30 protein-coding genes are annotated in these 25048 nt (G+C 47.2%); 5 read left to right on the forward strand and 25 right to left on the reverse strand.

Annotated features, from left to right (window positions below):
* The first annotated feature begins 260 nt into the window (after positions 1 to 260).
* The 3 genes from ACMAZD_RS11465 to ACMAZD_RS11475 all read left to right on the forward strand — a co-directional run bounded on the left by ACMAZD_RS11465 (position 261) and on the right by ACMAZD_RS11475 (position 4482).
* Complete coding sequence (locus ACMAZD_RS11465; RefSeq protein WP_435249365.1) at positions 261 to 509, forward strand: hypothetical protein; 249 nt, start codon at positions 261 to 263, stop codon at positions 507 to 509.
* Between the two features lie 345 nt (positions 510 to 854).
* Positions 855 to 2060, forward strand: coding sequence for a multidrug efflux MFS transporter EmrD (gene emrD / locus ACMAZD_RS11470; protein ID WP_435247321.1), 1206 nt, complete (start codon positions 855 to 857; stop codon positions 2058 to 2060).
* A 331-nt stretch (positions 2061 to 2391) separates the two neighbouring features.
* A complete protein-coding gene (locus ACMAZD_RS11475; RefSeq protein ID WP_435249366.1) occupies positions 2392 to 4482 on the forward strand; it encodes a S9 family peptidase in 2091 nt (696 codons plus the stop codon).
* 935 nt (positions 4483 to 5417) lie between these two features.
* Here ACMAZD_RS11475 and ACMAZD_RS11480 read toward each other — a convergent pair.
* From ACMAZD_RS11480 to ACMAZD_RS11600, 25 genes are all read right to left on the reverse strand, one after another.
* On the reverse strand, positions 5418 to 5615 hold the full coding sequence (locus ACMAZD_RS11480; protein ID WP_435247322.1) for a hypothetical protein: 198 nt from the start codon (positions 5613 to 5615) through the stop codon (positions 5418 to 5420).
* A gap of 2 nt (positions 5616 to 5617) precedes the next feature.
* Positions 5618 to 6313, reverse strand: coding sequence for a hypothetical protein (locus ACMAZD_RS11485; RefSeq protein ID WP_435247323.1), 696 nt, complete (start codon positions 6311 to 6313; stop codon positions 5618 to 5620).
* Positions 6304 to 6993: a hypothetical protein gene (locus ACMAZD_RS11490; protein WP_435247324.1), complete on the reverse strand. Its 690-nt coding sequence runs from the start codon at positions 6991 to 6993 to the stop codon at positions 6304 to 6306. Before ACMAZD_RS11490 ends, ACMAZD_RS11485 begins: the two co-directional genes overlap by 10 nt.
* A gap of 13 nt (positions 6994 to 7006) precedes the next feature.
* Positions 7007 to 7543, reverse strand: a complete 537-nt coding sequence (locus ACMAZD_RS11495; RefSeq protein WP_435247325.1) for an adenine glycosylase — start codon at positions 7541 to 7543, stop codon at positions 7007 to 7009.
* Positions 7544 to 7774: a hypothetical protein gene (locus ACMAZD_RS11500; protein ID WP_435247326.1), complete on the reverse strand. Its 231-nt coding sequence runs from the start codon at positions 7772 to 7774 to the stop codon at positions 7544 to 7546.
* Between the two features lie 4 nt (positions 7775 to 7778).
* Complete coding sequence (locus ACMAZD_RS11505) at positions 7779 to 8549, reverse strand: hypothetical protein (protein ID WP_435247327.1); 771 nt, start codon at positions 8547 to 8549, stop codon at positions 7779 to 7781.
* Entirely contained in the window at positions 8542 to 9333 is a 792-nt protein-coding gene (locus ACMAZD_RS11510) for a phage tail-collar fiber domain-containing protein (protein WP_435247328.1), read from the reverse strand. Before ACMAZD_RS11510 ends, ACMAZD_RS11505 begins: the two co-directional genes overlap by 8 nt.
* Positions 9334 to 9336: 3 nt before the next feature.
* On the reverse strand, positions 9337 to 9837 hold the full coding sequence (locus ACMAZD_RS11515; RefSeq protein ID WP_435249367.1) for a hypothetical protein: 501 nt from the start codon (positions 9835 to 9837) through the stop codon (positions 9337 to 9339).
* 19 nt (positions 9838 to 9856) lie between these two features.
* Positions 9857 to 11044 carry a baseplate J/gp47 family protein gene (locus ACMAZD_RS11520; RefSeq protein ID WP_435247329.1) on the reverse strand — a complete coding sequence of 396 codons (1188 nt, stop codon included), beginning with the start codon at positions 11042 to 11044 and terminating at the stop codon, positions 9857 to 9859.
* Entirely contained in the window at positions 11037 to 11369 is a 333-nt protein-coding gene (locus ACMAZD_RS11525; RefSeq protein WP_435247330.1) for a DUF2590 family protein, read from the reverse strand. Before ACMAZD_RS11525 ends, ACMAZD_RS11520 begins: the two co-directional genes overlap by 8 nt.
* The gene (locus tag ACMAZD_RS11530) at positions 11369 to 13711 is read right to left on the reverse strand and encodes a phage tail tape measure protein (RefSeq protein WP_435247331.1); all 2343 of its coding nucleotides are present in this window, start codon (positions 13709 to 13711) and stop codon (positions 11369 to 11371) included. The genes ACMAZD_RS11525 and ACMAZD_RS11530 overlap by 1 nt, the downstream gene beginning before the upstream one ends.
* A gap of 26 nt (positions 13712 to 13737) precedes the next feature.
* Positions 13738 to 13881 (reverse strand): DUF6890 family protein, encoded by a 144-nt coding sequence (locus ACMAZD_RS11535; protein WP_435247332.1) that lies wholly within the window; start codon positions 13879 to 13881, stop codon positions 13738 to 13740.
* A gap of 41 nt (positions 13882 to 13922) precedes the next feature.
* Positions 13923 to 14186 (reverse strand): putative phage tail assembly chaperone, encoded by a 264-nt coding sequence (locus ACMAZD_RS11540; protein WP_102459309.1) that lies wholly within the window; start codon positions 14184 to 14186, stop codon positions 13923 to 13925.
* Positions 14183 to 14419, reverse strand: a complete 237-nt coding sequence (locus ACMAZD_RS11545; protein WP_102459308.1) for a hypothetical protein — start codon at positions 14417 to 14419, stop codon at positions 14183 to 14185. The genes ACMAZD_RS11540 and ACMAZD_RS11545 overlap by 4 nt, the downstream gene beginning before the upstream one ends.
* Before the next feature lie 2 nt (positions 14420 to 14421).
* Positions 14422 to 14652 carry a hypothetical protein gene (locus ACMAZD_RS11550; protein WP_435247333.1) on the reverse strand — a complete coding sequence of 77 codons (231 nt, stop codon included), beginning with the start codon at positions 14650 to 14652 and terminating at the stop codon, positions 14422 to 14424.
* Positions 14652 to 15209, reverse strand: coding sequence for a hypothetical protein (locus ACMAZD_RS11555; RefSeq protein WP_435247334.1), 558 nt, complete (start codon positions 15207 to 15209; stop codon positions 14652 to 14654). Before ACMAZD_RS11555 ends, ACMAZD_RS11550 begins: the two co-directional genes overlap by 1 nt.
* Positions 15158 to 15376 carry a TraR/DksA C4-type zinc finger protein gene (locus ACMAZD_RS11560; protein WP_435247335.1) on the reverse strand — a complete coding sequence of 73 codons (219 nt, stop codon included), beginning with the start codon at positions 15374 to 15376 and terminating at the stop codon, positions 15158 to 15160. Before ACMAZD_RS11560 ends, ACMAZD_RS11555 begins: the two co-directional genes overlap by 52 nt.
* 27 nt (positions 15377 to 15403) lie before the next feature.
* Positions 15404 to 15859 (reverse strand): phage protein, encoded by a 456-nt coding sequence (locus ACMAZD_RS11565; protein ID WP_435247336.1) that lies wholly within the window; start codon positions 15857 to 15859, stop codon positions 15404 to 15406.
* 3 nt (positions 15860 to 15862) lie between these two features.
* A complete protein-coding gene (locus ACMAZD_RS11570) occupies positions 15863 to 16984 on the reverse strand; it encodes a DUF2586 domain-containing protein (protein ID WP_435247337.1) in 1122 nt (373 codons plus the stop codon).
* Between the two features lie 22 nt (positions 16985 to 17006).
* Complete coding sequence (locus ACMAZD_RS11575; protein WP_435247338.1) at positions 17007 to 17675, reverse strand: hypothetical protein; 669 nt, start codon at positions 17673 to 17675, stop codon at positions 17007 to 17009.
* Positions 17665 to 18150: a phage tail protein gene (locus ACMAZD_RS11580; protein WP_102413711.1), complete on the reverse strand. Its 486-nt coding sequence runs from the start codon at positions 18148 to 18150 to the stop codon at positions 17665 to 17667. The genes ACMAZD_RS11575 and ACMAZD_RS11580 overlap by 11 nt, the downstream gene beginning before the upstream one ends.
* Positions 18147 to 18566: a head completion/stabilization protein gene (locus ACMAZD_RS11585; protein WP_102271091.1), complete on the reverse strand. Its 420-nt coding sequence runs from the start codon at positions 18564 to 18566 to the stop codon at positions 18147 to 18149. Before ACMAZD_RS11585 ends, ACMAZD_RS11580 begins: the two co-directional genes overlap by 4 nt.
* A 131-nt stretch (positions 18567 to 18697) precedes the next feature.
* A complete protein-coding gene (gene gpM / locus ACMAZD_RS11590) occupies positions 18698 to 19414 on the reverse strand; it encodes a phage terminase small subunit (RefSeq protein ID WP_102286598.1) in 717 nt (238 codons plus the stop codon).
* Positions 19415 to 19423: 9 nt separating this feature from the next.
* Positions 19424 to 20434 carry a phage major capsid protein, P2 family gene (locus ACMAZD_RS11595; protein WP_372198680.1) on the reverse strand — a complete coding sequence of 337 codons (1011 nt, stop codon included), beginning with the start codon at positions 20432 to 20434 and terminating at the stop codon, positions 19424 to 19426.
* The gene (locus ACMAZD_RS11600) at positions 20435 to 21310 is read right to left on the reverse strand and encodes a GPO family capsid scaffolding protein (RefSeq protein WP_435247339.1); all 876 of its coding nucleotides are present in this window, start codon (positions 21308 to 21310) and stop codon (positions 20435 to 20437) included.
* Between the two features lie 174 nt (positions 21311 to 21484).
* Here ACMAZD_RS11600 and ACMAZD_RS11605 point away from each other — a divergent pair, with 174 nt between their 5' ends.
* Together ACMAZD_RS11605 and ACMAZD_RS11610 are read left to right on the forward strand one after the other, a co-directional pair.
* Entirely contained in the window at positions 21485 to 23266 is a 1782-nt protein-coding gene (locus ACMAZD_RS11605; protein WP_435247340.1) for a terminase large subunit domain-containing protein, read from the forward strand.
* A gap of 4 nt (positions 23267 to 23270) precedes the next feature.
* Positions 23271 to 24290 carry a phage portal protein gene (locus ACMAZD_RS11610; RefSeq protein ID WP_372141935.1) on the forward strand — a complete coding sequence of 340 codons (1020 nt, stop codon included), beginning with the start codon at positions 23271 to 23273 and terminating at the stop codon, positions 24288 to 24290.
* Positions 24291 to 25048: the final 758 nt, after the last annotated feature.

Genomic DNA, 25048 nt, shown 5'->3' on the forward strand with positions numbered 1-25048 from the left:
CGAAAGTTCACACAAATGTTAACAGGTCATACTTTTTGTCTATCACTTCTGTGACTGAGAGTGCTATTAACTTCTGATACTTAGCTTCATCGATGTCGTTTTAAAAAGATGACGTATGACTTGTGTCCTTTCTCAAGGCGATAAGAACACTTTGCCGCTCCCCTACCGTAATTGAAAAATGCCTTTTCATCTCGCTGCGCTACAAAAGCAAGCTTGTTATGATGCTATTGAATCTTTTTTGATCACGACGGAGATAGATGATGAACGCGAGCTGGGCTAATTTCTTTCCATATTTTGCAGGAGCTTTTAAACTGATTGTGTTAGCTATCGGTGGCTACTTAGCAATCAAGTGGCACTTTGATGAAGACAAAAGATTAAAAGAAGAAGGGGGCGAAGTGTTTAACACACCAAGTGTGTTGAAAAAGTTAATGACCGTTCTTCTCATAACAATTCTTGTGACCAGTTCAGTGACTCTTATCGTGTACGCTACAAACTGGCTACTCTATTGATATTGGGTATTGATACAAAGATATCTGTCGTTTCATAAACCTGCTATACAATTTAGATTATTGAGCGCACCACCACCTCAGGTAATCAAAACCTTGTTTAATCACTCATAATATTTCAATAGCTTCCTCCTGCAACACTTACTCGTTTCACATAGAGTTAAGGATTAGTTTTTCTAATCCAAACCATAGATTTTTATCTTGATCAACTTCACACTTTTTGATTGCTAATTCGGCAATCAAACTCTAATATCTCGCGCCTAGATTCCCTAACCGCTTTATTCAGTTGGATCCCCCTAATGGAGCGCTAATGCTTTTTACGTTTTTAATTTTTGGAGAGATACGCAAATGTCCGCCTCGTTTCCATTAGCGAAACTTACCTTTTTAATCGCTATTCTGACAGCCGTAGGTCAAATGACTCAAACGATGTACGTGCCTTCTATCGGTCATATGGCAGGTGAGTTCTTGGTTTCTGCGTCTTCACTTCAAGCAGTGATGGCGTGTTACCTGATCCCTTATGGTTTGTCGCAATTTGTTTACGGTCCGCTTTCAGATCGCCTCGGTCGTAAACCAATCATCGTCGCAGGCTTAGTTATCTATATCCTAGGTACCTTGTTAGCCTTATTTGCTCATGAATACGAATGGTTCTTGGTGGGTAGCTTTATTCAAGGACTGGGAATTGGTTGTGGCGGCGCGATGTCTCGCACATTGACCCGTGACTGTTTTGAGGGCGCTGAGTTACACCGTGCGAACAGCTTAATCAGCATGTGTGTGATTTTCTCCCCATTAATGGCACCTGTATTGGGTGGTTACCTAACAGAAGCTTTCGGCTGGCGTTCTAGCTACTTGTTTCTCGCGCTGTTTGGTATCGCTGTTGTGATCACCATGATGACCAGCATGATGGAAACATTGCCAAGAGAGCGACGCAAAAATGAATCAGTAGTCAACAGCTACAAATTCGTTCTGTCTGACAAACGCTTCCAAGGTTTCTTATTGGTACTGGTGGCAACATTTGCGGGCGTAGCAGTGTTCGAGGCAGCCGCTGGCGTATTGCTTGGTGGTGTACTTGGCTTACCAGCAACCACAGTAAGTTTACTGTTTGTATTGCCGATTCCTGGTTACCTTGTGGGTGCTGGCCTATCGAGTTACATCGCGCAACGCCGTTCTGAACGCCGTGCACTGAATGTTGGTTTGGTTTCGATCTTAGTTGGCTCAGCTGTCGTGCTTATTCCGGGTCTGTTTGGTCAAACAACCGCATTAACTTTGATTGGCGGTGCAACCATTTACTTCTTGGGCGCTGGTATCTTATTCCCAGCAGCAACAACGGGAGCACTTTCGCCATTACCATATCACGCAGGTACGGGAGGCGCGATCTTAGGTGGTATGCAGAACCTAGGTGCCGGTATTGCAACACTGTTGGCATCGTTCTTCCCAGCTCAAGACCAGCTGCCACTGGGTTGCTTGATGATTACCATGTCACTTATCGCTATGCTTGGTTTACGTTGGGTTAATCGTAAGCCTGACCACTCAAACGAAATGCCATTAGCTATCTAAAGTAAAACGCAACTCTTGCCTAATAAATAGAGGGACATGCTGAAAAGCCTGTCCCTTTTTTATTACCCGTTTACCCTCACCTCATGTCTACCACTAATTTCATCAAACATTACTTTGATTTTTTGAAAACAATAACAGACACTTACGATGAAAGTGCACATCCAGAATCCAATTATAAATAATATCACTGGAAGGAAACTAACCACTAAAGGATGCTGGCAATAAAACGAGTAAGGTGCACACTAAGGATATAAAGATGCGTTTCGCTTTAACCACATTAGCCGTATCGGTGGCGCTTGCCGCCGGATGCAGCAATCAAGGAATAACAACCATGAACCACTACTCTCCATCGCAACTCGTCGCTCAACAAACCCAAGCTCCCGTTGCTAAGAAAGTTCCTCATTCAATGACGAATCATGGTGACACACGAATTGATGATTACTATTGGATGCGTGATGATGAACGCCAAGATCCAGAGATCTTGCAGCACCTCGAGCAAGAGAACCAGTATGCCGAGACTGTGCTGAAACACACAGAAGCATCTCAAGAACAGTTATTTGAAGAGATCAAAGGCCGAATCGCGAAAGACGACAATTCGGTACCGGTTCTCAAAGGCAGCTACTACTACTCAAATAAAGTCACAGGTGACAACGAATACCCTGTCCACTTACGCGAAAAACACTTTTTAGGAATAGACAAACAAGTCATCTTAGACGTTAACGAACTCGCCAAAGAACATGAATTCTTCAGCATTGGTAGCCTATCAGTCAGCCCGAACGAAAATATGTTGGCCTATGGCGAAGATACACTGAGCCGCCGTATTTACACCATTAAGATTAAAGACCTCACGACAGGTGAATACCTAAACGATGAAATTGAAGGTGCTTCGAGCGCTATCGCGTGGCAAAACGACAACCAAGCCTTCTACTACATAAAGAAAGATCCACAAACTCTACTTGGCTATCAAGTTTACCGCCATGTATTGGGCACACCTCAAACAAGCGATGATCTGATCTACGAAGAAGACGACAGCGCTTACTACACCAGCATCAGTAAAAGTAAAGATGGCGAGCAGGTATACATTTGGCACTCGAGCACAGAAACCAGTGGTGTTTCAATTATTGATGCCAACAACCCAAATGCAAAAGCAGAAGCCTTCTACCCAAGAGAAACGGGGATTGAGTACAGCATCGCCAAGCTAGAGGATTGGTATTACATTTACACCAACTACCAAGCGGTCAACTTCCGTTTGATGAAAGCCGCGGCCGAAGACATGCATGACCGTTCAAAGTGGGTCGATGTCATTCCAGCTGACGATAACACTCAGCTTGTCGATTTCGAGTTATTTAATGATCATCTGGTTTACGAACAGCGCTCAAATGGCTTGTCTACAGTGAAGGTTCGTCAACTCTCTACAGGCAAAGAGTTTCCACTTGAGTTCAACGACACCGCTTTTGCTGCCTACCTAACAAGTAACTATGAGCTAGATAACTCAAAAGTTCGAGTCTATTACAGCAGCTTAACCACTCCAGGCACTTATTATGATTTCGACCTAAGTACAGGCGAATCCGAAATCATGAAGCAAACGCCCGTATTAGGTGACTTCGACGCGGATAATTACCAATCTGAGCGAATCATGATTACGGCTCGCGATGGCAAGCAAGTACCTGTCTCTTTGGTTTATCGTAAAGATCTATTCAAGAAAGACGGCACTAACCCTATCTACCAATATGCCTACGGATCATACGGGCACACTATCGAACCAACTTTTAGCTCAGCTCGTCTTAGCCTACTTGATCGAGGCTTCGTTTATGCTATCGCACATATTCGTGGTTCAGAGATGTTGGGACGCCCTTGGTATGAAGATGGCAAAAAGCTAACCAAACAAAACACGTTCAATGATTTCATCGATGTAACCAAAAGCCTAGTTGAAGAAGGTTATGGCGCTAAAGATAAAGTGTTTGCGGTAGGCGGTTCAGCCGGCGGTCTATTAATGGGAGCGATCATCAACCAAGCGCCTGAGTTGTATCGAGGTATTGGAGCTCATGTTCCCTTTGTTGACGTAGTAACAACCATGCTTGATGAGTCGACTCCTCTTACAACCAACGAGTACGACGAATGGGGTAACCCTAACAATAAAACCTACTATGACTACATGCTGAGTTATTCACCATACGACAACATTAAGGTACAAAACTACCCGAACATGTTAGTGACAACAGGCCTACATGATTCACAAGTGCAATACTTTGAACCAATGAAGTGGGTGGCGAAATTGCGTGAAATGAAAACAGACAACAATGTACTGGTGTTCAAAACCGATATGGAAGCCGGCCACGGTGGCGCTTCTGGTCGATTTAAGCGATTAAAAGAAGATGCTCTTGAATACGCCTTCTTTTTAGACTTATTAAAAACTCAGTAGACTCAGCGTAACTGTAGGTATTCACATAATTTAACGTCGCCATTTAGTCTCGACAAAATGGCGACAGAAATTATTAAGCATGGTTAAATACGGTTAACCATGACATTCACTAAATCAATAAACCCTTTATAAACAAGCAATCACAAGGGTTTACGAGAGGTATAAAAATAAATGAAAGTAATTAGCTTTTATATCTCCGACCAACAAAAATACATATAAAACAACAAGTTAAAAACAAACCTCGATTAAAATGGCGATGAAGTGGCGATGATTTCATTGCCCATCTAACCACTCTATATCTGATATTTGATGTGCTCTAACACCAATTGGGATAGTTAAGATGAAGCCTGATAAAAGGATTTGTTATTAGCTGTGACACTCAGTACATTCGCCGCCACCGCTACTACCACTATTTCCTCCACCACCACCTCCACCGGAAGTCGTAAAAGGTCTTGGTATAAAGTTTGAATTAGTATTAGGAGCAGAAGTGGTACTCTGATTCTAAACAATACTCAACACCACCTACTAACTTATAAATTGTATCTTTGGTTAACGGGAAACAATTCTGAGCATTAGAAGAAAATGAAAAAATAGCAATAAAAACAATAACCTTGACATTCCATACACCTTTAATTGAGAATGCAAATAAGAATCGATACCGCATAGGCTTATAAAACAATGTCAATCTATAAAATATGCAAATGCATCCTTATTGCTCTAATCGTCTTCATCTTAAGCTTTTTGATAACTCTATTACTAAAAAGCCATGCGTATTTTGGTTTTATTGAATACAGTGCGGGAATTAATGCGGGTTTCGTAAGCTTTTTTTCTATAAGTTCAGTGCTTCTTGTAAACTACGTTGAAAAAAGAAAGGTTGGGGTTAACTAAAAAGCCGAGTAACAATTACTCGGCTTTTGATTTCTCATGACATTCAATCATTTAACTTTATAGGAACCTGCTGAACTGCCCTTACTTACAGTAACAATAGAATTTTGACTAATCTCATCCACAACTGCATTTGCGATAGCTTCAGCCATCATGCCAGCCATAGCAAATTCGCCATCAAGTACAAAGCCTTTGGCTTTCAGTTCCGTTTCTATCTTTTGCTTTAATGATGCTTTGCTTATTGCCATTATTACTTACCTGCGTAAACGGTTTTGGATACATCAACATGCGGTTTTCCCATGAAGGGACAAATGCTCGCGCCGGTGCACACCCCTTTGCCGCCATTGAACTTGATGGTGTCTGCGTCTTCGATGATGTTCTTAGCTTTGATGGTTCTATTGCCTTTGACGGTTTCGGTGTGGTTGCCATCAATTTCAGCGATTCGATTTTCTAGCACTTTGATTTGTTGAGTAAGGCATTCAAGCTTGTCGGCTTGGTCGGTCTTACGTTCAAAGTTGCCTTCCTGGTCGACCAATTGATACACGCCTTTGCGCTGTTGATAGCGGCTTTCACCTTCTTTGATGCCAGGCAGTTTAAAACCCAGTGGCAGTACGCAACGAATAAAGGGCTTGTCGGGTTGGCCAAACATAAACCCGAGTTCAACAATACTGCCGATAGCCGGTGGCTCTAAACGACCAGCATGGTCGCCTAGACCAGGAACGGGAAGCGGTACCGCCTGCAGTGGAGGTTTATCTTCGTACTCCATGCCCTTTTCATCGAGTAGCTGCACATCTACCGCGTAATGTGGGTAAAAGCGATCGGATAAATCGCCCTCTTCAGGCAGCTCTGGTAGTGCTACGACCTTTCCCCAACGGGGTAAGTGCCATCGCCCTGTGAATTCAGGAAACAACCTAAAGATGATGCGCTTGATGGTATTCACATCCATGTTAGCTTTGCCTCCGTCCCTTCAAACTCGACACCCACTAATCGTAGCCCATTAACCAAAACACCTGGCTTGAGCTTTGGGATAGCCGGTATCTTTACCGATTTATTGGCGGTGTGGTTAGTCATGAGTGCATTGGGCAATGTAATGGGCTTGTCGGCCCAGAATGAATCGGGCCAACTGCCTACGTAAATCTGCCCGTTGCCTTGCTGCTGCCAGAACAAATCATCAATGCTAAATGCCTGAGCGAGCTCATCGATGACTCGATAGCCATTACCATCGCTATAGAAACAAGGAATGGCCGTTTTGCTGTACGCCTTCTCGGGTACCACAAATTGAAGTCCCGTTTTATTGGTGACCTCGCTCAGCAGCTGCATCAGTGTGGGATGGCGCAATATGACATTGAGCGGCTTATAAAGAATGGCCGAAAGCTCACGACAAAACACTTTCGTCCACCCTTTTTCTGTCGGTTGTACGCGCTCGATGTAACCCAAGAAGACTCGCGTGATGTTGTCACCCCACCCCAAATCGATAGCGATGAGTGTATTGGTCTCTGGATCACCTTCAATCAAAAGATCTGCGCGACCAGGTGTGTTTTCACTGAAGACGATACGATGGCTTTTTACTTTGGTTTTCTCTTTGCCCAGGTAGGCGCGGCAAAGAAACTTGTTGTTGATGGCCATGATTAACCCTCGTTTAAGCCAGTGCGTTATCTACGCTTTTTAGCACTTTCATCACGCCTGTCAGTTCCACTTGTGTATCGGGTGGCACATCTTCGGTTTGTCCAGTTTCAACCGGCGTCTTTACCCCCTGCACTTTTTGCTGCGCTGCAGGTTTATCCGGTTGACGCTGCTCTACCCGCTCTGGCACAGACAGATGTTCGACCAGCTCGAACGACACGCTCCACTGGCGGTGAGATTCTTGTTCATCGGCACGCACGACGCCTTGAAATTTCACTTGGCGAATTTTCAACGCCTCAGCTGTTTTGTTGCTGATACGGTAGATTTGGCGCGCGTCGCTTTCTTGCGCTTCGGCCATACTGAACAAATTAGTCAGCAACTGATTTTTGGTAAAAGGGATCACCCCTTTCACCGTCAGTATTTTACCCTTGCTGCCCGTTTCCGCTTGGTCGGTCGCTGAGGTTTGGCCGGACATATCTTGTCCGGCCAATTGCTGGCGAACGCTAATTCGTAGGTTCTTTAGTGGGAGCTGAGCGCCGTTGAGAATGAGCATTTAGCTCTCACCATTAGTATTCAACTCAACAGACAGAACGAATGATGATTGAACCTTCGAGCGAGCGAGCTCCCTATTACTCACGACGTTTTCAGGTATCGCTTTCCCTGTTTCCTGTAAACGCAGCACGTACCAATCCGTCTCTTGAAGATATTTTCGGTAGTCATTATCAATATCAAACGGAGAGCGTTCACCACCTAACTGATCGGTTTCTTGTATAAATCCTGTCACTTCATTACCTCTTATTCTCAAATATTGGTTTGTTGATAAAGCCCCATTTCCCTTTAGGCAGCTTACCTACGACAACAGCGGGAAGCGCGACAAGGCAACTCCCTCCGGGCTCAATGTAGATATGTGGTCCATGCGCATAAGTTGCTCCCCCGTGACTCATATCATAGCTTCGAGTTATCTCATGCCACTTTCCGTCATTAGGTACTTGATCTGAATCTTTGGAATACATAAATCTGACATCCCCATGCTCAACTTTAATCCAAGCTCCGTAGGTAACAGGTGTACCTCTCGGGATAGGGCCTTGATAGATTGAATAAAATTTATTGATGCTATTTGGCTCGGCATCTGGAGATGTCGATAATCTGATCACACCGAAATTTGGGGAATTATACTTTGGGATATGCCCTTTGATATCTCGCCACATAGCTTGGATTATGGGATTTTTCTCTTCTGGCTCAACGCCCGATTCTGTATTAGCCACCATTCGACATTTATGAATGGAACTGGCTCTATTTATCCAACCATCAGGGGTTCCCTCTGAGCCTTCAACTAAGCTGTCGCCAATCTTCAATTCTTGGTTTTTAGTCAGACGATAGAATGGAAAGTCGGAATAAATATCCGCTATCAATTGCTCATATTCTTTCTCTGCTTTATCCACTCGTTTGTCGATACTAGGCTTGATTTGAGCAACATCATCAGCCAACTTTTTACTGGCTTGTGTTTGTTCAATGGAAGCATCAATCACTTTTTTTAATTGCTGCGTATATTCAGACATCTCGTTCCTCCAAACTTCTTACTTTATCAATGAGTTCCAAATTACTTCGCATCTGCGATATTCGTTCACCACTTCCTGACAAACTCGCAGAAACCAGCAACGCAATCAGTGGGTCATTTTGCTCCAAACCTCCAACCCTACGTACCAAATCCACACAGTCAGTCATCAAGTGTTTGTTCCCTTGTTCGTTCACTGCAACTCTCTCGCTCAACAAGGATAGTTGCTGAGAAGACACCATTTCTTTATGAGCCATTTCAACAATGTGAACCTGGCTCGAGACCATCCCTGAAACTAAAGCAAGCTCTAACTCTTCCATCTCATCAAGTTTGGCTTCGTAGTTAAATTGCCACGTCTCTGGGGTCACCGTAATTTGGGTGATGGCTTGCGCGCCCGAGAATTTCAGTAAGAAATTGCGGGTTAAGTTGTTGCCTTCTTCACTGATGCGTTCGTTGCTCTTGCGCTTAGATTGCACCACCATGTGATTGGCCGACACCAATACGCCTTCTTCGCTGACTAGGCCTAGCCAGTTGAATTCAAAATTGCCGACCGTGTTATCTAAAATCAGCGAATACACCACTTCATTGCCATTGACGCAGGCACTGCGCGTTGGTGCGCGCCGATAAACAATCTGCCGACTTGACGGCAGGGATTGATCTCTTCGTGGCAGCGTCTGCGGATCAAGATTGGGCACATTGGCCAAGACAAACTCGCGGATCACCAAAGGTTGTTGTGCTTGTTGTTTTTGAGCAATCAACTGCTCGCCCGCTAGGGTAATGACGGCCATAACTTATCCTATTGATGCACAGTACGTTTCATGGGTATGACTGAACTCAGTGACGCTGATGTGAGGATGAGCGCTGGTCGTCACATCAAAGCTGTATCGACGGCAGGTTCTGCCATACTGTCGAACCAAGGCGTCCATCAAACCCGGCACTTCATTTAAGTCGCTGTCTCGCACTTTCACGCTGACCACGTCCCAAGGGTAATAGCTCAGTCGCTCATCGATGTTGATGTGGGGATACCCCAGCTGTTCAAACATGGTTTCCCAGCCCACCTCAGAGCCACCTCCGGTCGCAAAGGCGTAAGCAAAATTCACTCGAATGCGGTAGATATGCTCGGGCTCTTTGGGCAAGCGCTCGATGTCACGCTGCCAAGCCATCAAGTCGACAAACTCAATCGGCGCCACCATCGGATCTAACTGCCTCAGCGGCCACTCCAATACCGCTTGCACGCGATCCCAATAACCCAGCAGCGCTTGCCCTAGCTTGTATATCTCACCCTTACCCATCCAGTGTTTCAGTGTGAAGTTAGGCCGTTTCAATGCGCATCTCCAAATCGCCCATTCTTGGCACTTCCATGCCATTAGTGAGGTCTGAGTTATCAAATTCAATCGATTCCAATACCGGAAACTCACCGTGCAGCTCTTGTGCTAACTTCGAAAAGCTAAAGCGTAAAGAAGGCTTGGTTTTGGTGACCTGATAATCGGTGTTTTGCCTAAAGGCTGAACCAATAAACAGCGTCATGTTCGTTTCAAGTTGCGCACTTTCTTCAGCAGACAACACGCGCGCCACCCACACTCGACACCTCACCGTGATGGTATTACCTGGCATGGCATACACCTTGAGATCATCCCCATGGCCATGATTACCTTCGTGGTTAATGTGCGTATTTAAATCGGCCAACATTTGTGGCGATGGCTCGCCAGAATCCAACAAAATATAAGCGTTCGCAGAGCCTGGGCCTCGCGGCGCGTTATGTTCGAAGTAAATGTTTTCACTGTTGATGCCAGCGCGTAACATCAGCAATGACCGATACGCCGCATCAATGTGCCATTTCGCCACGCCACTGAACTGATTGCGAATGCGCACCCTCAGCTGGTCGTCGGTTTCTTCATCAGCCCCTGCCGCGACCAACCAATCCGCAGAGTTCACCGCGCGACTAATCCCCGGAATGGCCGTGGTTAACACATGAAAATACCCTTCCCCTAAGTTAAAGGCCGCGCCTTCGTGCTCAGCTTGAACCTGACCGATGATTGAGGCGTCATTGTCTGGTAACGTCGTGTCCTGACTCAGTAGCACTCGATAAACCGCGCCATTAATCGGGTCGGTTTGTATAACGGTACCCTTAGGGATCACAATCGCGGGGCCTTGCTGCGCCGCTCGGTAGATCACCACTTGCCCCACCGCTTTCGTGGCGGGCTTGCGCTTAACATTGAATTGCCACGCCCACAAGTCGAGCCACTTGTCTTTCGCCGTGGCCACAAACATATTAGGCAGTACATACCCCACCAAAAAGCGGTTCACCAACCATACCGTTGGGCCAATCACCATGGTTTCAATTAAGCGCCAAAATGGCGAGTACTGAGAGTCATTAGCTATGGTACTGCCTTGCTTCACGGCTTCTTCTTTGAGCGTTGTTTTCCACTGTGAGGCCTCAAGGGGTAGCCCTGCCTTTTCCGCCAATTCCGTGAAGTTCGGTTTAGGAATATCAGTCAACGTGTACCTGTGTCCTTACGCTGCCAAATCGCACCGTCTCTGCAAAAATATAAAGTTGCCCATCACTGACTTCTTCGATGCGCACCGTCCCTGGTACCAAGCGAACGTCTTCTTCCACTAACAATTCCAGTTGTGTGCGCGCGTCGGCTTTTTTCGCGGGGCTGCGTTCAGCAATTAAGTGGATTGCAACGTTGCTTTCAATGATGGCGTGTTTAATGTCCTGGGCTATCACAGCTCGGTCTTGGATCAATACAGGGTTACGACCGGCATCAAGCACCACATCGCCGTTTTCAATGAGCATATCTTGATAGAGGTACTCCGCCATTAGCCTGCCGCCATTTCTAATTCACTGGCCATGTCCTGTGGACTGCTCATGTAGGTTGGATAAATCGCCACGCCACCGTAATTGGTTGAACTGGTTTGGTAGCTGGCAATGTTCTTGGCCGCGCCACCTGGTTGAACTTGTGCGTAAGGTGTTGCGCTTTTCACAGCCTTAGAACTCACAGGCGCGGTGTCATCATCACTTCCGAAACCTGGTAGCCAATCGACGAGCCCTTTTAGGCTTTCCCAAATGCTCGCTAATTTATCGGTGAACCAATTAAACACACTGCCAAAGATATTTCTCATCGAGTCGGCCATTTGGCCAATGAAGGCAAAGCCACTGGTATCGCTAAAGCCGCTCATTACCCATTGCCAACCTGCAGACAGGAATTGAAACAGCGTTTGAAATGGCAGAGTGATTAGGGTGATGGCACCTTCTAATACTTGGAACCAGGTTGTGTCATTCAATGAAGCAATCAATGTTTGCCAGCCCAACATTAAATCAGCAAAGCCTTGTTTTAAGCGCCCTACCATTTGCTCAATGAAGGCAAAACCGCTGATATCGCTAAAGCCGCTCATCACCCATTGCCAACCGGCGGCAATGGCTTTAAACACAAAGGTAAAACCATTAATGAGTAAACCCATCGAGCCAACCACACCCGCCATCACCCAGCCCACGCCTTTTGCAACGACGCTGACCACATCAAGTACCCCAGACAATACTCCGCCAATCACTGAAAAGACCCCTTTCACGGTTTCCCATAACACCTGAAACCCTGTCAGTAGCGCAGAGCCCACCATCTTGCCGAGCCAAATAACGACATTCAGCAAAGGCTTAAACGCATCAAACAAGGTCGATACCGCCTGCATGATGGCACTCGCGGTATACTCTATGGCCTGAAACACAGCGTTATCCCCCAACGAGGCTTTCAGATCATCCCAGTAATAAATCAGAGCCCCCACGGCCGCGACGGCCGCTATCACCGCGCCCACAATCAAGATGATAGGGTTGGCAGCAATGGCAATATTCGCGGCCAGCATGGCGACGCGCAAAGCGCCCATGCCTTGGGTGAGCAAGGCGTTCACCCCTGCAAACATCTTCATGGTGAGCATATAGGTCGCCATGACCTGTTTGCTGATACCCATCATGAGCGTAAACGCGCCGCCTACCGCCACTGCGCCTAAAATGGCGACAGCCGCAAAGCCAATGTATTTAGAGAGGTTGGGGAACATCTGCGTCCATTGAATAATTTCAGTGGCACCGTCTGCCATGCTACCCACGACAGGTAAGATGGCTGGCAGAAGCACCGAGCCAAAAGCCGCACTGATAGCAAATACGCCTTGCTCTAACCGCTCCCATTGGTCGGTCATGGCGCCCGCCATTTGCTCAGCAACATCGAGCCCTTTGACTTGACCGAGCTCGTTTATTGACGTGGCGAGCCCATCGGTGTTTTGCATCAGCAACTGGATCATAGCCGACGCTTCTTGCGTGCCAAACGCCTTACTCAACTCTGCCGATTCGGCCACGGAAATGGTGTCACCGTAACGCCCTTTAATTTGGTTCAAGATATCGACCATCGGCAACATCTGACCTTGCGCATTAGTGAACTGCATATTCAAAGCGGCTTGGGCTTTGGCGGCTCCCGCTAAGAACGCGCGATATTTGGTTCCCGCTTCGCTACCACTCATGGTCGACTGCAAGGTACCTAAAACCGCCATTTGTTCAGTCATACCGACACCCACAGCGGTTGCCGCCGCACCGACCGAGGTGAACGCCGACGACATGCCATCCCCCGTGGTTTTGAACATCTGCACCGCTTTGGCCGTTTGACCACCCAACATATTGACCCAATCCGCCTTCCCCATCTGGTTGGCTGAATTCTGGAAAATGCCGTACATGGTGCCGACATAGTTGGTAATGGTTGACGTATCGGCTTTGGTTGCAGCGGCCAGCACCCCTGACGCGCGAGTAAACTCAGAAAGCTCATTGCCACCTAAACCCGAAATAGCCGATTGGATATCATAAGAAGCGGCCACAAAATCCGAGGCCGACTTGCCATAATCCACCGCAAATGAAAGCGCGGTATCACTGAGCTGCTGCAATTGTTCATCCGCCACACCCAGTGATTTTACTTCGCCTAATGCTCTGTCCATTTCAATGGCGGGCATCAAAGCCTTTTGCAAAGCAAAACCAGCCCCGACCATGCCAGCGGCACCAGACACCATAGTTTGAGTACCTTGCTTATAGGTATTGGTGACATCCGACATTTGTCGTTGAATATTGCCCAGAGGTTTTGAGATCTGGTCAATCAATCCAACTTGAAATTTAAGGGCTTCCGGTAACATCGATTTTTCCTGTTAACAAAGAGGCTTTACCCACCAAAGGCTTTAGCTACACCGCTCGTGGTGACGGCTTGCATGTTGTCCCAATGGTTCTTCTCTAACCAAATCGCATAAGCTAGGTTCTGATCAGTATCTGGCTCATTGGGGAGCCACTTTCGCCGCCATGCGTACATTTTTTGCCTGTCGCTGTTGTCTACTGCCGCGACAAGCGCATCTATTTTTTTACGGAAATAGACAGCTTCGGTGCGTACTCTTTCAGAACGGCGCCATAAATCTGTGTTGCTGCACCAGGGTTCTGCTGAGTAATTTCACGCAGTGCGTCCTTTGAACCTTCACTAACGCTACTCATCAAAAAATTATGTGCTGCACTGCTCGCATCACCTTGTAAGATGGTATTTTGCGCTTCGTCGTATTCTGCCGGTGTTGGGTTGAATTCAAGGTCGGTTGTGCCAACGGTTAAAACAATGGATTTTGTCATGCTGCTTCTCGCTTTAGTGATTCATAAATTCGGGTAAGTCCAGTTTCAAGTTGACGCTCAAGTCGCTCAAAACCATCCTTCACTTCTTCTTTGGTGGCGTAACTTTCTGCTACATGGGTTTTATAATCAGCAAGCTCTTTCGAAAGAGAAAACAGCTTGCCAATCAATGCTCCGGTTAACAGCACCAACAAGGTAGCCAAGGCAACCAGAGCCGATAGCCAAGTTGGATCCATCGCTATTCCTTTTGTGGGATTTCCTTCAAGCGTTTGCCCTGAAGAGAGGCAATCACATCGTCCACGGTCTCTTGAATCACGTCGTTGGTACTCAAGTCACGAAGCGCTTCAAGCCCCCACACCACAAGACGACTCGCAAAGCGTTCAAGAATGATTTTCCAACCGATTTGAAAGAGCAGGCCTTTCAAAACTTCGAGTAAGGTTTTGCCGATAATTCCAGTTAAAAAGCTCATTAATCTTCTCCAACCATGGATTTGTATGCGTTGAGGTAATCCGCTTCAGTAGCCTTACCTGCGTGAGTGTTCCAATACTTTTTGGCGTATCGCGCAAGCCCTTCCAGATCATCGGCCTCTGGCAGTGCTTCTGGGAAGCGGATCAGATTAAGCCGCGCGGTCGCGACCGCAAACTGAGGCGAAATCACCATATAATCGGCATCACTTTTATCGAGAGAACCCGCAGTGATTGGCGCAAACATCGATAATGCATCCAATAGGTGCGGCCGCGTTTTACCAAGCCATTCGATCAACCAAGCAAAGGTGGCAGGCTCCATCTGAGTAAACCCAAGTGCTGGGCCTCGCACCTGCTTGGCGTAGGTCAACGCACCGGATTCATGGGCCACAATCATCAAAATCAGATTGATGGCGGCTTGCGTATTCAGCTTGCCGTGCCCGCCAGTGACCATGTCTAAATGGTCGAGCACCGGCTTAATCACATGCTCTAAGAAGAGCGCTCCTAGTTTCATCGTTTCATTGTCTCCAATTCGCTTTGGCATTGAGTGCAATATTGGCACCCTGATATGTGTTGGCGGCGAGCTTCTGGAATGGGGTCGCCACACTCGCCGCATTTCTGTGCGCTCTCCCGTGGGTTAACTTGCTTAGCCCTTGCCAGTTGGTTGGCAAGCGCCACTTCCGTGAATTGGCTTTCATAGCCACTGGCTTGGTCGATAACATCCGTCATTTCAATCCCTACTGATTTAAGTAGCCGTTACTGAACCAAATCTTCGGTTTCATCAGGGCGCAGGTATGGCACGCCGTTGATTTTCACAAAGTCTGGGCTCGTCACTTCAAACGGCAGCTTATGTACGAGTGCACTGCCCCCGTTGGTGTCGGCGTCGATTAAATCCGAGATTTTGATGCGACAACCAAAGGCTTCAATTTTGAGCTCATCTTTATCAATCTTGCCGTAGAACAGAGCGTCAAAATCTGGCATACCACGCCAAGAGCCGGCTTGTTTTGCAGCTTTGCTGACCTGGTTAAACTGTTGCGTAGTGAGCTCCATTTCCCCACTGGCTTCGACGTCACCATCGACATAACCATCCGGCACCCCTGAGGTTTTATTGACCGCAGAATTGTCCGTAATAGACAGGCTGACCTTTTGCGCTTTAAGCTTGTAGTCACCCATCGAAAAGTGCATGTTCTTACCCGAAATACGCATGCTCATGGATTAGGCCTCCGTGTCGGCTGGGTTAGAGAGATCGAGACCAATATTGACCACGATGTGTTTTGGGCAGTTGTGAGGACGAACCATTAAGCCAATGTTGACTTTGGTTTTGCTCATCCACTGAATTGACACGTCTTCATCGCGTGGTGACATGATTTCACCAGGGAACGGAATGCCGCCAATCTCCGTGGTCTTCGACATATCGCGCATGTCTTTGCTGAAGTAAGTACGGTTAAGTTCGATACTCGGTGGCGTAGAATTGAGAATTCGGTCTGCAATGCGACGAATGGCTTTAATACGCACGCGGCGGTTCAACTTGTGAACGGGGCGAACGTATTCAAGGTATTGATAATCGCCACCTTTGGCTTCAAGCGTCGTGGCGTCGGTCCAGAACACGCCTTCCATATCGGCGTACCACTGCGGTAAGGAAAAACGCGCATTGGCTAACGCTGAAATGGTGCTCATTTCCAATGGTTTGCCCGCACTGTCGATTGGCATCTCACCAAGGCCCAAAACACTGCCCGTGGCCACTCGCATCGGGCTATCAGCCACGGTCACCGCGCGATCACATAAACGACCACCCAACACTCCGATATTATTGCCATTGAGCATAGGAACGGGCGTGACCATATTGGCCGATACGCCATTGATCAACGTCAATAGACTGGTTTCGTATTTAGCCCAGGTTTGTTTGCTCTTATCGATGCCAGGGCACGCCGCTAAGAAGAACACCCAACGACCAAGCTTGCTGGTAAGCTCAGTCGCTTTACTTTGCATCGCTTGAAAATCGGCTTTGCTGCTTACCACATCGACAATGCACACGCCTTCGAACGAATCGCTACGGTTCGCAATATCGACCGCATCTTGCCAAGTCGCACCTGCTGCCAAACCAAAGATGGCGCCCGTCCAGTTTTGTTTGCCATTGAGCTGCGCCGCTTTAACGTTTACGCCTAGCGCATCATCGGCCACGACATCATCAAGATTGGTCATGTTGTTAATGCGGGTGACCTTACCTTGCAGTTCGGTTTTATCGGTGCGACCGATATACAGCAGGTGGCGTTCAATTTCTGGGATCCCGCCTTGCCCTAAATTGAGGTTGTTGACCTCGACCTTTCCGGTTGCCATTGGCTGTTCCTTACTCAAAGAGTTATTTTTTCTTGCGAGCTTTCTCGATATTTTTAACGAAGCGCTCTTTTACTTTTTGGGGTTTCGTCCCCAGCATTTGTCGCTGTGGCGTGTGTACCTTCCATGATTGTTTGCCTTTGGGTTTGCCCGTTCTCATCATTCGAATGATCAGACCCGCTTGCCCTAAAGTAAGCCGCTTCTCTAAATTTCGAACGCTCGGTTTATTCCAACCCTTACCGTCTTTACGGCGTACTCGATAACCCAATCGACGTAATGCTATGGCCTGCTCTTTCGTACAAGGCCCATCATAATCAGGCTCACCACGTCGTCGTTTTTGCTCTTTGATGTATTCACGAGCCGACACAGTTTGAGTTAATCCCGCTTGGTGCACCGTTGCTTTTTTCGCCTTTTTTTGACGACGCCATGTCAAATCAAGCATGGTGGCATCATGAAGAACGTAAGGCTCCATACCATTTTCAAAGGAAGTAAGCACCGCGCCTTCGCCTCTTTTCCGCTTTTCAAACTTTTGGTTGTCGACGTCTTTTTGCCTGCGAATGCGGCTGCGCGTCATCCTTTTTTCCCAACGCCCCAAATCTTTGAGCAACCAAAATCTTTTGCGCTTGGTGAGGACTAATGCTTCCAGTGCTTGCTTGGCATTGATGGCATCTTTGCCCACTAACTCAATTTTCATGGGTTAACTCGTATTCTTCGGCGGTATCAATTGGAACTGCCTGTACTCGGTACTTCGTCCCACGCCACGTAATCAAACCTTGCTCATCGGGGATCATTTCGATGGGCTCCATCATTTCAATTTCGATGAGCACATCAGCCGCTTCATGGCTAATCACATCGACACTAATTTCTGGATCAGCCAACTCATTGATATCGCGCTCGGTATCACAATCCGAGAGCCAACAAGCCACTAAAGCAAACAAGTTACGAGGGTCAAGCTTGCGATGTGGAAACTCTTCGATGGAAATAACCGCTTCATAGCGCCAATACGCGGCAATGTGTCCACCGTTACCACGGTCTTCACCATCAACCACGATGGCGGCTCTTTCTTGCCAAGCTTCGATTTTGTTATCGAGCACATTGCTGTTTAAGTGACTAACGATGTAATCCGTTAAGTGCTCAAGCTTAGTTTTTTTGTAAGCTGTGTCGCTCATATCACACCAATCCCATTGGCACTGCGGCCTAATAACTGCGACACATCTTTATTGCTCTGCGCGAGGAAACGTGCCGACTGTTGTGGTTCATCAATGGCTGCGTTATCCCCTTCTTTACGTCGGTCTTGGGTCGCGAATTCTGGCAACAGCTCTGAGTGCGCTCGGCTATACACCGCTCGTTTGTAGAGTGTGGTTTTGGCATGGTTCAGAGTTGGCGTACTGCCATCCACTAACAAGTCCGTCAGTTTTTCTTGAATGTTGAGTGCCGCTATCGTGATGGCTGCTGCAATAGACTCATTATCAAACGTATGCGGAATGCGGCGCAGTTGACGAAACTCATCGTTCGATAAATCGGGCCAGCCTTCACCGTGTATCGTGGTGTTTGCTGCACTGTTTACTTTCCCGCCAAAGCTCATCACGTCCCCTCGTTTTTCAACGTAAATAATGAAGTGCGCCTCTGGCCACTGAGTCGACGGAATAAGCAGGGTGATGAATCACTTGCTCTTCCTCGTCAGTCGAGGCGCGGTGGCATAGTAGTCTTTGTCCGTTAGAGGTTGTCGCCACTCTCTAACGCTCGGATGCGTTGGTCGATGTTATCGATCATCGTCCCCACACCAATCGCACTGTATTGCTCGTGCGCCTCTTCAAGCCGTGCGCGCGCTTTCTGGAGTGTGTCGATATCCCCCACCGAGGCCGCGTGAGGCTTGCCTTGCTCATTACGAAGTAAATATAAGCCCGCGAACTTCAACCATTTGGCCGTCGGTTTTTCATTGATGCGCCAAACCTGGGTCACTTTCTCTAATACCTGAGAGAAGTACGGCTCAATGGATTGACCTTTATCGGCCATTCGCTCGGACCAGGCCAACACTTCATCAGCGCAGAAAGTGGCGAAATCTCGCTTGAAGCGCTCCGGCGTATCGAGTCCACGCTCGATAGCGATGTCACACCACTCAATGGCCGTGTCTAAGTCTTCAATATCGAAGAGCCAAATCACCATCTGAGTAAACAGCGGGTTATCGAATTGCTCACCTTCCGCCAAATAGGTTTCAATCGCACTGCGGTATTTAGGCACCAACACATCGCGCTTATGATTGGCTTTTTCATCTTTGCGATTGAAGGTTTTTAATACCTTCAAATCGCTGTCGAGTTCGGCCAGCAGCAGGTGCAAACTGTTTGGAGTCGTCACACACAACTTGTCAGGCGTTGATGGCTTGTTCTGTTTCGCCAAGGCTTCTTGGCGTAGCTTCGCTAATGGACTGGCCATGTCTTCCCCTTAACCTGCAGCAGACTCAACAACCGTGACTTCTTCAATCGCGGCAAACTTGTGATAGTTGCCCACCGCATAACCTTCCATGCGTAGGTATGAGGTTTCGAAGCGCTTACGGTCTTCTTCATTACGAGACTTACGCCACTGCGTCCCTTTTTGAGTCAGGATTTGCAGGTTGGTTAAGTTCGTTACCCAAATCATGTCCGGCGGGAAAAATGGCGGGGTATAGACCGTTTTGCCTGCCACCGTCTTCGCCAAACTTTGCGCCGCTTTATGCTCCGTCGGTACTTCCGCCGATTCCAACAAGCGATGCTGCTCTGCAGCGACTAAGTTGCGACCAATCAGCACAACCAAATCCGGATCGTCTTGATGCACTTCGTGAATCGTGGTGTTGATTAAATCGTTCACGAGCGAGTCGAGGTTTTTATACGCGCCCGCTGTTTTACCTGTGGAGTCGAGCTTGGCATCAGGAAGGACTTGAGCCGGCGCCTTTTCTTTGGCAAGTTGCAGCCAACCTTTATTGACGTCTTCGCCCATTGGGTTCACTTTAGGATCGGTGCTTTCACTCGCAATCGACGTCCCGTGGAAACCAATACGCAATTTATCTAGAGCAAAATTACGTGTAATGGCGTTATTCATCAGCTTCATCCACTGACCTTTACCGCCCGAATTCGCCCAGATGGTCATGGTGATCCAGTTAATATGTGCGCCTGAATCGGTTTCGGTTAGCTCATAGGTGTTGCCGCTTTGGTCAAGAGCGCCCATGAAACGCCCATCTTTGACACGACCGGTCAGTAGACCGGCGTCACCGACATCAATCACTTGGCCTTTAATTTGGTCAACCGAGATATTGGAGATACGGTTTAAGAACGCGTCCGATTCAACAATGGCTTGGCGAAGCTTGGTTTCCATCACCGGCGTGATATTGAATTGCTTTGACGCATCCGCCACGCCGCCCGCTACTGCAACAGCTTGGCAATATTCATTTAAAAATTGAGTCGATACGGCATTAAGCATTTACACGACCTCCACAGTTGATTCGCCGCCATTGCCTTCTTCACCTGGCTTTTGACCTGGGACTTCTTGCTTAAGCTCTGCGAACTGGGTTTCAAGTTTTTGGACTTGCTCAGTCATTGGGGCAAGCTGCTTCTCCAATTCACTAGAGAATTGCTCTAAAGAGAACGTTTTTGCTTCACCTTCAGGTTTCGCTTGCGGATCGTTCGGTGTTTGCGCTTGCTGATTGAACTCTTGTTTGAGTTCATCTTTTAGCTCACCTTTCATGATGCCGAACTGCTCTTTCAGGGCAGCTTTGAGTTGTTCTTCGGTCACTTCTTCTTCCTCTGGTTCAGGATCCGGTTGTGGCTCTGGCTGTTCATCACCAGAATTGAAAAAGGCATTACACAGGGCAAAGAAACGTTCGGTTTTGGAATAACATTCATCAAGATTAATGACTTCCAATTGGCTGCAACTGAGCTCTGTGGTGTGGCCTTCTTGTCGTGAAAACTGAAGTAAGGAAACACCAGATGACGCCGGGGAATCGGTCACGGCTAATCCCATGAGGTAGCACTTTCCTTGCCCTTTATAATCTGGATTGGGTTCGATGGAGGTAAACAGCTTCTGCCCAAGCTTATTGGCTTCAAGTAAGTATTGGTTAGGTTCAAGCTTGGCAAACAAGCGCATTTTGCCGTCCACTTCTTCGGCTTTGACTTCAAGTACTTTGCCCCAGTTACTGCCGTAACCTGCAAAGCGTTTATGCTCTGGCCAAATCAATGCGGTGTATTCACTCGGGGCATAATTGTCGGCAATCTGCGTGAGCCATTCTCGGGTGATCTTACGACCATCAACCGTTGGCCCTTCTGTTGCTACAATTTTCCAATCACTGATTTTTGCCATTTGAGTGTTTACCTAATTTTCATTGGTCAGTTCGTGTTTTGAGGTTTCACAATACGCCTTTGAATCGACCCTTTCAGCCACTTCAATTCCGACCAATTCGGATAGGAGCGATATCGGAATCCATCCGAACTTTGCTATGCAATTTAGGAGGTTAACAGAGCTTATGATGGGCTCATGGCATATACTTCCGAAACACGACATGCAGCCCGAGCCCTGTATTTAAAGGCTTGGACACCCAAAGAAATCGCTTCCGAATTAGGTTTGAACAGCACCCGAATTCTTTATCACTGGGCTGACAAATACGGATGGCGTGACATGCTGCGCGAGCAAACGATAGATGAATCGATAGCGCGCAGAATTGAAACCCTGCTTGAGTTGGAAAACCCCACCAAAGGCCAGCTCGATATGCTTGATAGGCTCATCAAGCACCACGTTCAACTCAAAAAACACCACGCTCAAACTCAGCCAGTGGCTGAGAAACACGCCACGAATGAAACACAACCTGCACCGAATACTCACAGTAAAAAGGCGCGTTCAACTAAGAGCGACGACAAGCAGAAAAAGAAGAAGAGCAAAAAGAAGAACAATATTGCTGAACTCACCAAAGAGAACTTCGCGACCTGGCATGAATCACTCTTTGAATATCAGCACACGATGCGTAACAACCTGCACCAACGCACGCGTAATATTCTTAAATCTCGACAGATTGGTGCGACCTACTATTTCAGTGGTGAAGCGTTAGAAGATGCGATTTTGACCGGCGACAACCAAATATTCTTGTCTGCGTCTCGCGCCCAGGCGGAAGTGTTCAGAAGCTACATCATTGCGATTGGTGAAGAATTCTTAGGCGTTGAGTTAACCGGTAACCCAATCATTCTCTCTAACGGCGCTGAGCTGCGCTTTCTCTCGACCAACTCCAAAACCGCACAAAGTTATCATGGCCATGTTTATGTGGATGAGTATTTCTGGATCCCGAAATTCGATGAGCTGAACAAACTCGCGTCAGCCATGGCGACGCATAAGAACTGGCGCAAAACCTACTTCTCCACCCCTTCAGCAAAAACGCACCAGGCTTACACCTTTTGGACCGGTGACCAATGGCGTAGAGGCCGTGATAGTCGCACCAACATCGAATTCCCTACCTTTGACGACTATCGAGACGGTGGGCGACTCTGCCCGGATAAGCAATGGCGTTATGTTGTCACCATAGAAGATGCCGCTGCAGGAGGCTGTGAGCTTTTTGATATTGATGAGCTACGCGACGAATACAGCAAAGACGATTTCGATAACCTGTTTATGTGTATTTTCGTTGATGGCGCCAGCTCCGTCTTCAAGTTCTCAGCCCTCGAAAAAGCCATGGTGGACATTAGCCAGTGGCAAGACTTCAAGCCCAATGACAAAGACCCCTTCGATCGCCGTGAAGTTTGGTTAGGTTACGACCCAAGCCGAACCCGAGACAACGCCTGTTTAGTCGTCGTCGCCCCGCCTATTGTCGCCATTGAAAAATTCAGAGTTCTTGAAAAGCACTATTGGCGAGGGCTGAACTTTCAGTACCAGGCACAGCAAGTATCTAAAGTGTTTGACCGTTATAACGTGAGCTATTTGGGCATCGATACCACAGGCATTGGCGCGGGCGTGTATGACTTGCTCAGTAAAAAACACCCACGAGAAACCGTGGCCATTCAATACAGCAACGAAAGTAAGAACCGATTGGTGATGAAGATGATAGATGTGGTCGAAGCCAACCGCATTCAGTTTGATGCTGAACACAAAGACATTGCCATGGCATTCATGGCCATCAAGCGAGCAACCACCAACAGCGGCAACAGCATGACTTTCAAAGCCGAACGCAGCGAATTAACTGGCCACGCCGATGCATTTTGGGCTATTTCACACGCTTGCATTAATGAGCCGCTCGATCACTCAGAAAAACGTAAATCAACTTGGCAGATGTAACTCTATGACTGAACAGAAAACAGAAACGATCACGAAAGAAAGCACCAATGATGAAAGCTTGATGTTTAGCTTTGGTGAGCCTGAGATCATGAATCGTGATTTTACCAACTACGATTACAGCGAGCTGTATTACAACGACGATGGCGACTATTGGGAGCCGCCACTCGATAGAGCGGGTTTAAACAAACTGACCCGAGCCAACGCCTATCATGGTTCTATCTTAATGGCTCGCCGTAATATGATCGCGGGCCGTTACACCCAAGGCGGTATGCAGAAACAACAAATGCAATCAGCGGTGCATGATTTCTTAGAGTTCGGTGATACCGCGCTGCTTAAGCTTCGTAACTATTTGGGGAAAGTCATAGGCCTTTGGCCAATTCCCACCATGTATTTACGAAAGCGCAAAAATGGGGACTTTGCTTTTCTAGAGCGTGATAACAAACAAAAGCGCTACAAGAAAGAAGACATCATTTTCATCAAGCAATATGATCCCGTCCAGCAAGTCTATGGTGGGCCCGATTACTTGGGGTGTGTTCAATCCGCACTACTTAGCCAGGACTCCACCACCTTTCGCCGTCGTTATTATAAGAACGGTTTGCACATGGGCTTTATCTTCTACGCCACCGACCCAAACCTGAGCAAAGAAGATGAAGACGACCTAAAAGAAAAGATGGCTTCTAGCCGTGGCGTGGGCAACTTCCGTTCGATGTTCATCAATATTCCGAATGGCAATGAGAAAGGAATTCAACTTATCCCCGTCGGTGATATTGCGACAAAAGATGAATATGAAAAGATTAAGAACGTGACTGCGCAAGAGGTGATCACTGGCCACCGCTTCCCCGTTGAGCTCGCGGCCATTATTCCTAATGGTGGTACACGTGGCGACCCAATCAAATTTGATTATGTTTACTGTAAGAATGAGGTGATTCCGGCTTGCGAGATGTTCATGGATGCCGTGAATGGGGATCCCGAAGTGCCGAAAAACCTACATTTAACCTTTAACCTCGACAATGCCGCCGCTTAATGGCCGTGACATTTTTTGCAATTTTGTTTTTCACTGCCATTTACGCTCAGCCCTTTACCCATAAGGGCTGAGGCACTACCAAAATGATCGTCAGAAAAACACAAACGATCATTAAAAAACTGACCTAAAATACAGAAACACAAACATTTCAATCACTTAACAAACACCAACAGATCAATACTGATCGTCAGAATTTCAATTTATTGCAATTTTTTGCACTCTTCGCAATTTTATTAGGCACCCTGTAAGCCATTCTCAGCCCTTCAACTATCCCCTATCCCCCGTTATTCCTAAAGGGCTCGCGGCTTATTAGTTTTCTATTACGGTAGCAAAATTTCACTGAAATAGAATTGCGAAAAAATGGGTTCAAAAACGTCGCAGGTGGGAAAGAGTAGTGCGTTTTCCGTGGGTTGGGCGTGCTTTCGGTGGGCTATGAGACAAGCATAAGAAAGCCACCGGATGCGGTGGCTATGGGAAGTGCTGCAGTTCAAGCTTGATGCTAAGTGCAATTTACTTAAAGTGAACACCACAACTTTGGCACTTTTTAATAGATGAATGACCATTTTCTCTGATACTGGCTTTTCCACACGATGAACAAAATTTCACAGAGCCATTACTGTAAATAGTTGCTAGCACTACAAGCGGCAGCCAAACCAACAAATACATCCTATCTTCAACAAACGCGTAAAAGAAAGTGAACATTAGAAATGCAGTCACAACATTAAATGACTTCCAGAGGTGATTTTTCTTTTTGCTTT

It is taken from the genome of Vibrio sp. nBUS_14 (assembly GCF_051201655.1).
In the GTDB taxonomy this organism is placed as follows: Bacteria; Pseudomonadota; Gammaproteobacteria; order Enterobacterales; family Vibrionaceae; genus Vibrio.

Coding starts and splice junctions, on each gene's coding strand:
- ACMAZD_RS11575 (WP_435247338.1), bottom strand. CDS start 17,675: ATGAAAATTGAGTTAGTGGGCAAAGATGCCATCAATGCCAAGCAAGCA.
- gpM (WP_102286598.1), bottom strand. CDS start 19,414: ATGGCCAGTCCATTAGCGAAGCTACGCCAAGAAGCCTTGGCGAAACAG.
- ACMAZD_RS11570 (WP_435247337.1), bottom strand. CDS start 16,984: ATGGCAACCGGAAAGGTCGAGGTCAACAACCTCAATTTAGGGCAAGGC.
- ACMAZD_RS11490 (WP_435247324.1), bottom strand. CDS start 6,993: ATGGCCATCAACAACAAGTTTCTTTGCCGCGCCTACCTGGGCAAAGAG.
- ACMAZD_RS11580 (WP_102413711.1), bottom strand. CDS start 18,150: ATGAGCGACACAGCTTACAAAAAAACTAAGCTTGAGCACTTAACGGAT.
- ACMAZD_RS11475 (WP_435249366.1), top strand. CDS start 2,392: ATGAACCACTACTCTCCATCGCAACTCGTCGCTCAACAAACCCAAGCT.
- ACMAZD_RS11505 (WP_435247327.1), bottom strand. CDS start 8,549: ATGTCTGAATATACGCAGCAATTAAAAAAAGTGATTGATGCTTCCATT.
- ACMAZD_RS11540 (WP_102459309.1), bottom strand. CDS start 14,186: ATGACAAAATCCATTGTTTTAACCGTTGGCACAACCGACCTTGAATTC.
- ACMAZD_RS11525 (WP_435247330.1), bottom strand. CDS start 11,369: ATGGCGGAGTACCTCTATCAAGATATGCTCATTGAAAACGGCGATGTG.
- ACMAZD_RS11480 (WP_435247322.1), bottom strand. CDS start 5,615: ATGGCAATAAGCAAAGCATCATTAAAGCAAAAGATAGAAACGGAACTG.
- ACMAZD_RS11610 (WP_372141935.1), top strand. CDS start 23,271: ATGACTGAACAGAAAACAGAAACGATCACGAAAGAAAGCACCAATGAT.
- emrD (WP_435247321.1), top strand. CDS start 855: ATGTCCGCCTCGTTTCCATTAGCGAAACTTACCTTTTTAATCGCTATT.
- ACMAZD_RS11465 (WP_435249365.1), top strand. CDS start 261: ATGAACGCGAGCTGGGCTAATTTCTTTCCATATTTTGCAGGAGCTTTT.
- ACMAZD_RS11510 (WP_435247328.1), bottom strand. CDS start 9,333: ATGGCCGTCATTACCCTAGCGGGCGAGCAGTTGATTGCTCAAAAACAA.
- ACMAZD_RS11600 (WP_435247339.1), bottom strand. CDS start 21,310: ATGGCAAAAATCAGTGATTGGAAAATTGTAGCAACAGAAGGGCCAACG.
- ACMAZD_RS11550 (WP_435247333.1), bottom strand. CDS start 14,652: ATGAGCTTTTTAACTGGAATTATCGGCAAAACCTTACTCGAAGTTTTG.
- ACMAZD_RS11485 (WP_435247323.1), bottom strand. CDS start 6,313: ATGGATGTGAATACCATCAAGCGCATCATCTTTAGGTTGTTTCCTGAA.
- ACMAZD_RS11535 (WP_435247332.1), bottom strand. CDS start 13,881: ATGTACGCATGGCGGCGAAAGTGGCTCCCCAATGAGCCAGATACTGAT.
- ACMAZD_RS11560 (WP_435247335.1), bottom strand. CDS start 15,376: ATGACGGATGTTATCGACCAAGCCAGTGGCTATGAAAGCCAATTCACG.
- ACMAZD_RS11515 (WP_435249367.1), bottom strand. CDS start 9,837: ATGGGTAAGGGTGAGATATACAAGCTAGGGCAAGCGCTGCTGGGTTAT.
- ACMAZD_RS11495 (WP_435247325.1), bottom strand. CDS start 7,543: ATGCTCATTCTCAACGGCGCTCAGCTCCCACTAAAGAACCTACGAATT.
- ACMAZD_RS11605 (WP_435247340.1), top strand. CDS start 21,485: ATGGCATATACTTCCGAAACACGACATGCAGCCCGAGCCCTGTATTTA.
- ACMAZD_RS11545 (WP_102459308.1), bottom strand. CDS start 14,419: ATGGATCCAACTTGGCTATCGGCTCTGGTTGCCTTGGCTACCTTGTTG.
- ACMAZD_RS11565 (WP_435247336.1), bottom strand. CDS start 15,859: ATGAGCATGCGTATTTCGGGTAAGAACATGCACTTTTCGATGGGTGAC.
- ACMAZD_RS11595 (WP_372198680.1), bottom strand. CDS start 20,434: ATGCTTAATGCCGTATCGACTCAATTTTTAAATGAATATTGCCAAGCT.
- ACMAZD_RS11530 (WP_435247331.1), bottom strand. CDS start 13,711: ATGTTACCGGAAGCCCTTAAATTTCAAGTTGGATTGATTGACCAGATC.
- ACMAZD_RS11585 (WP_102271091.1), bottom strand. CDS start 18,566: ATGAGCTTTGGCGGGAAAGTAAACAGTGCAGCAAACACCACGATACAC.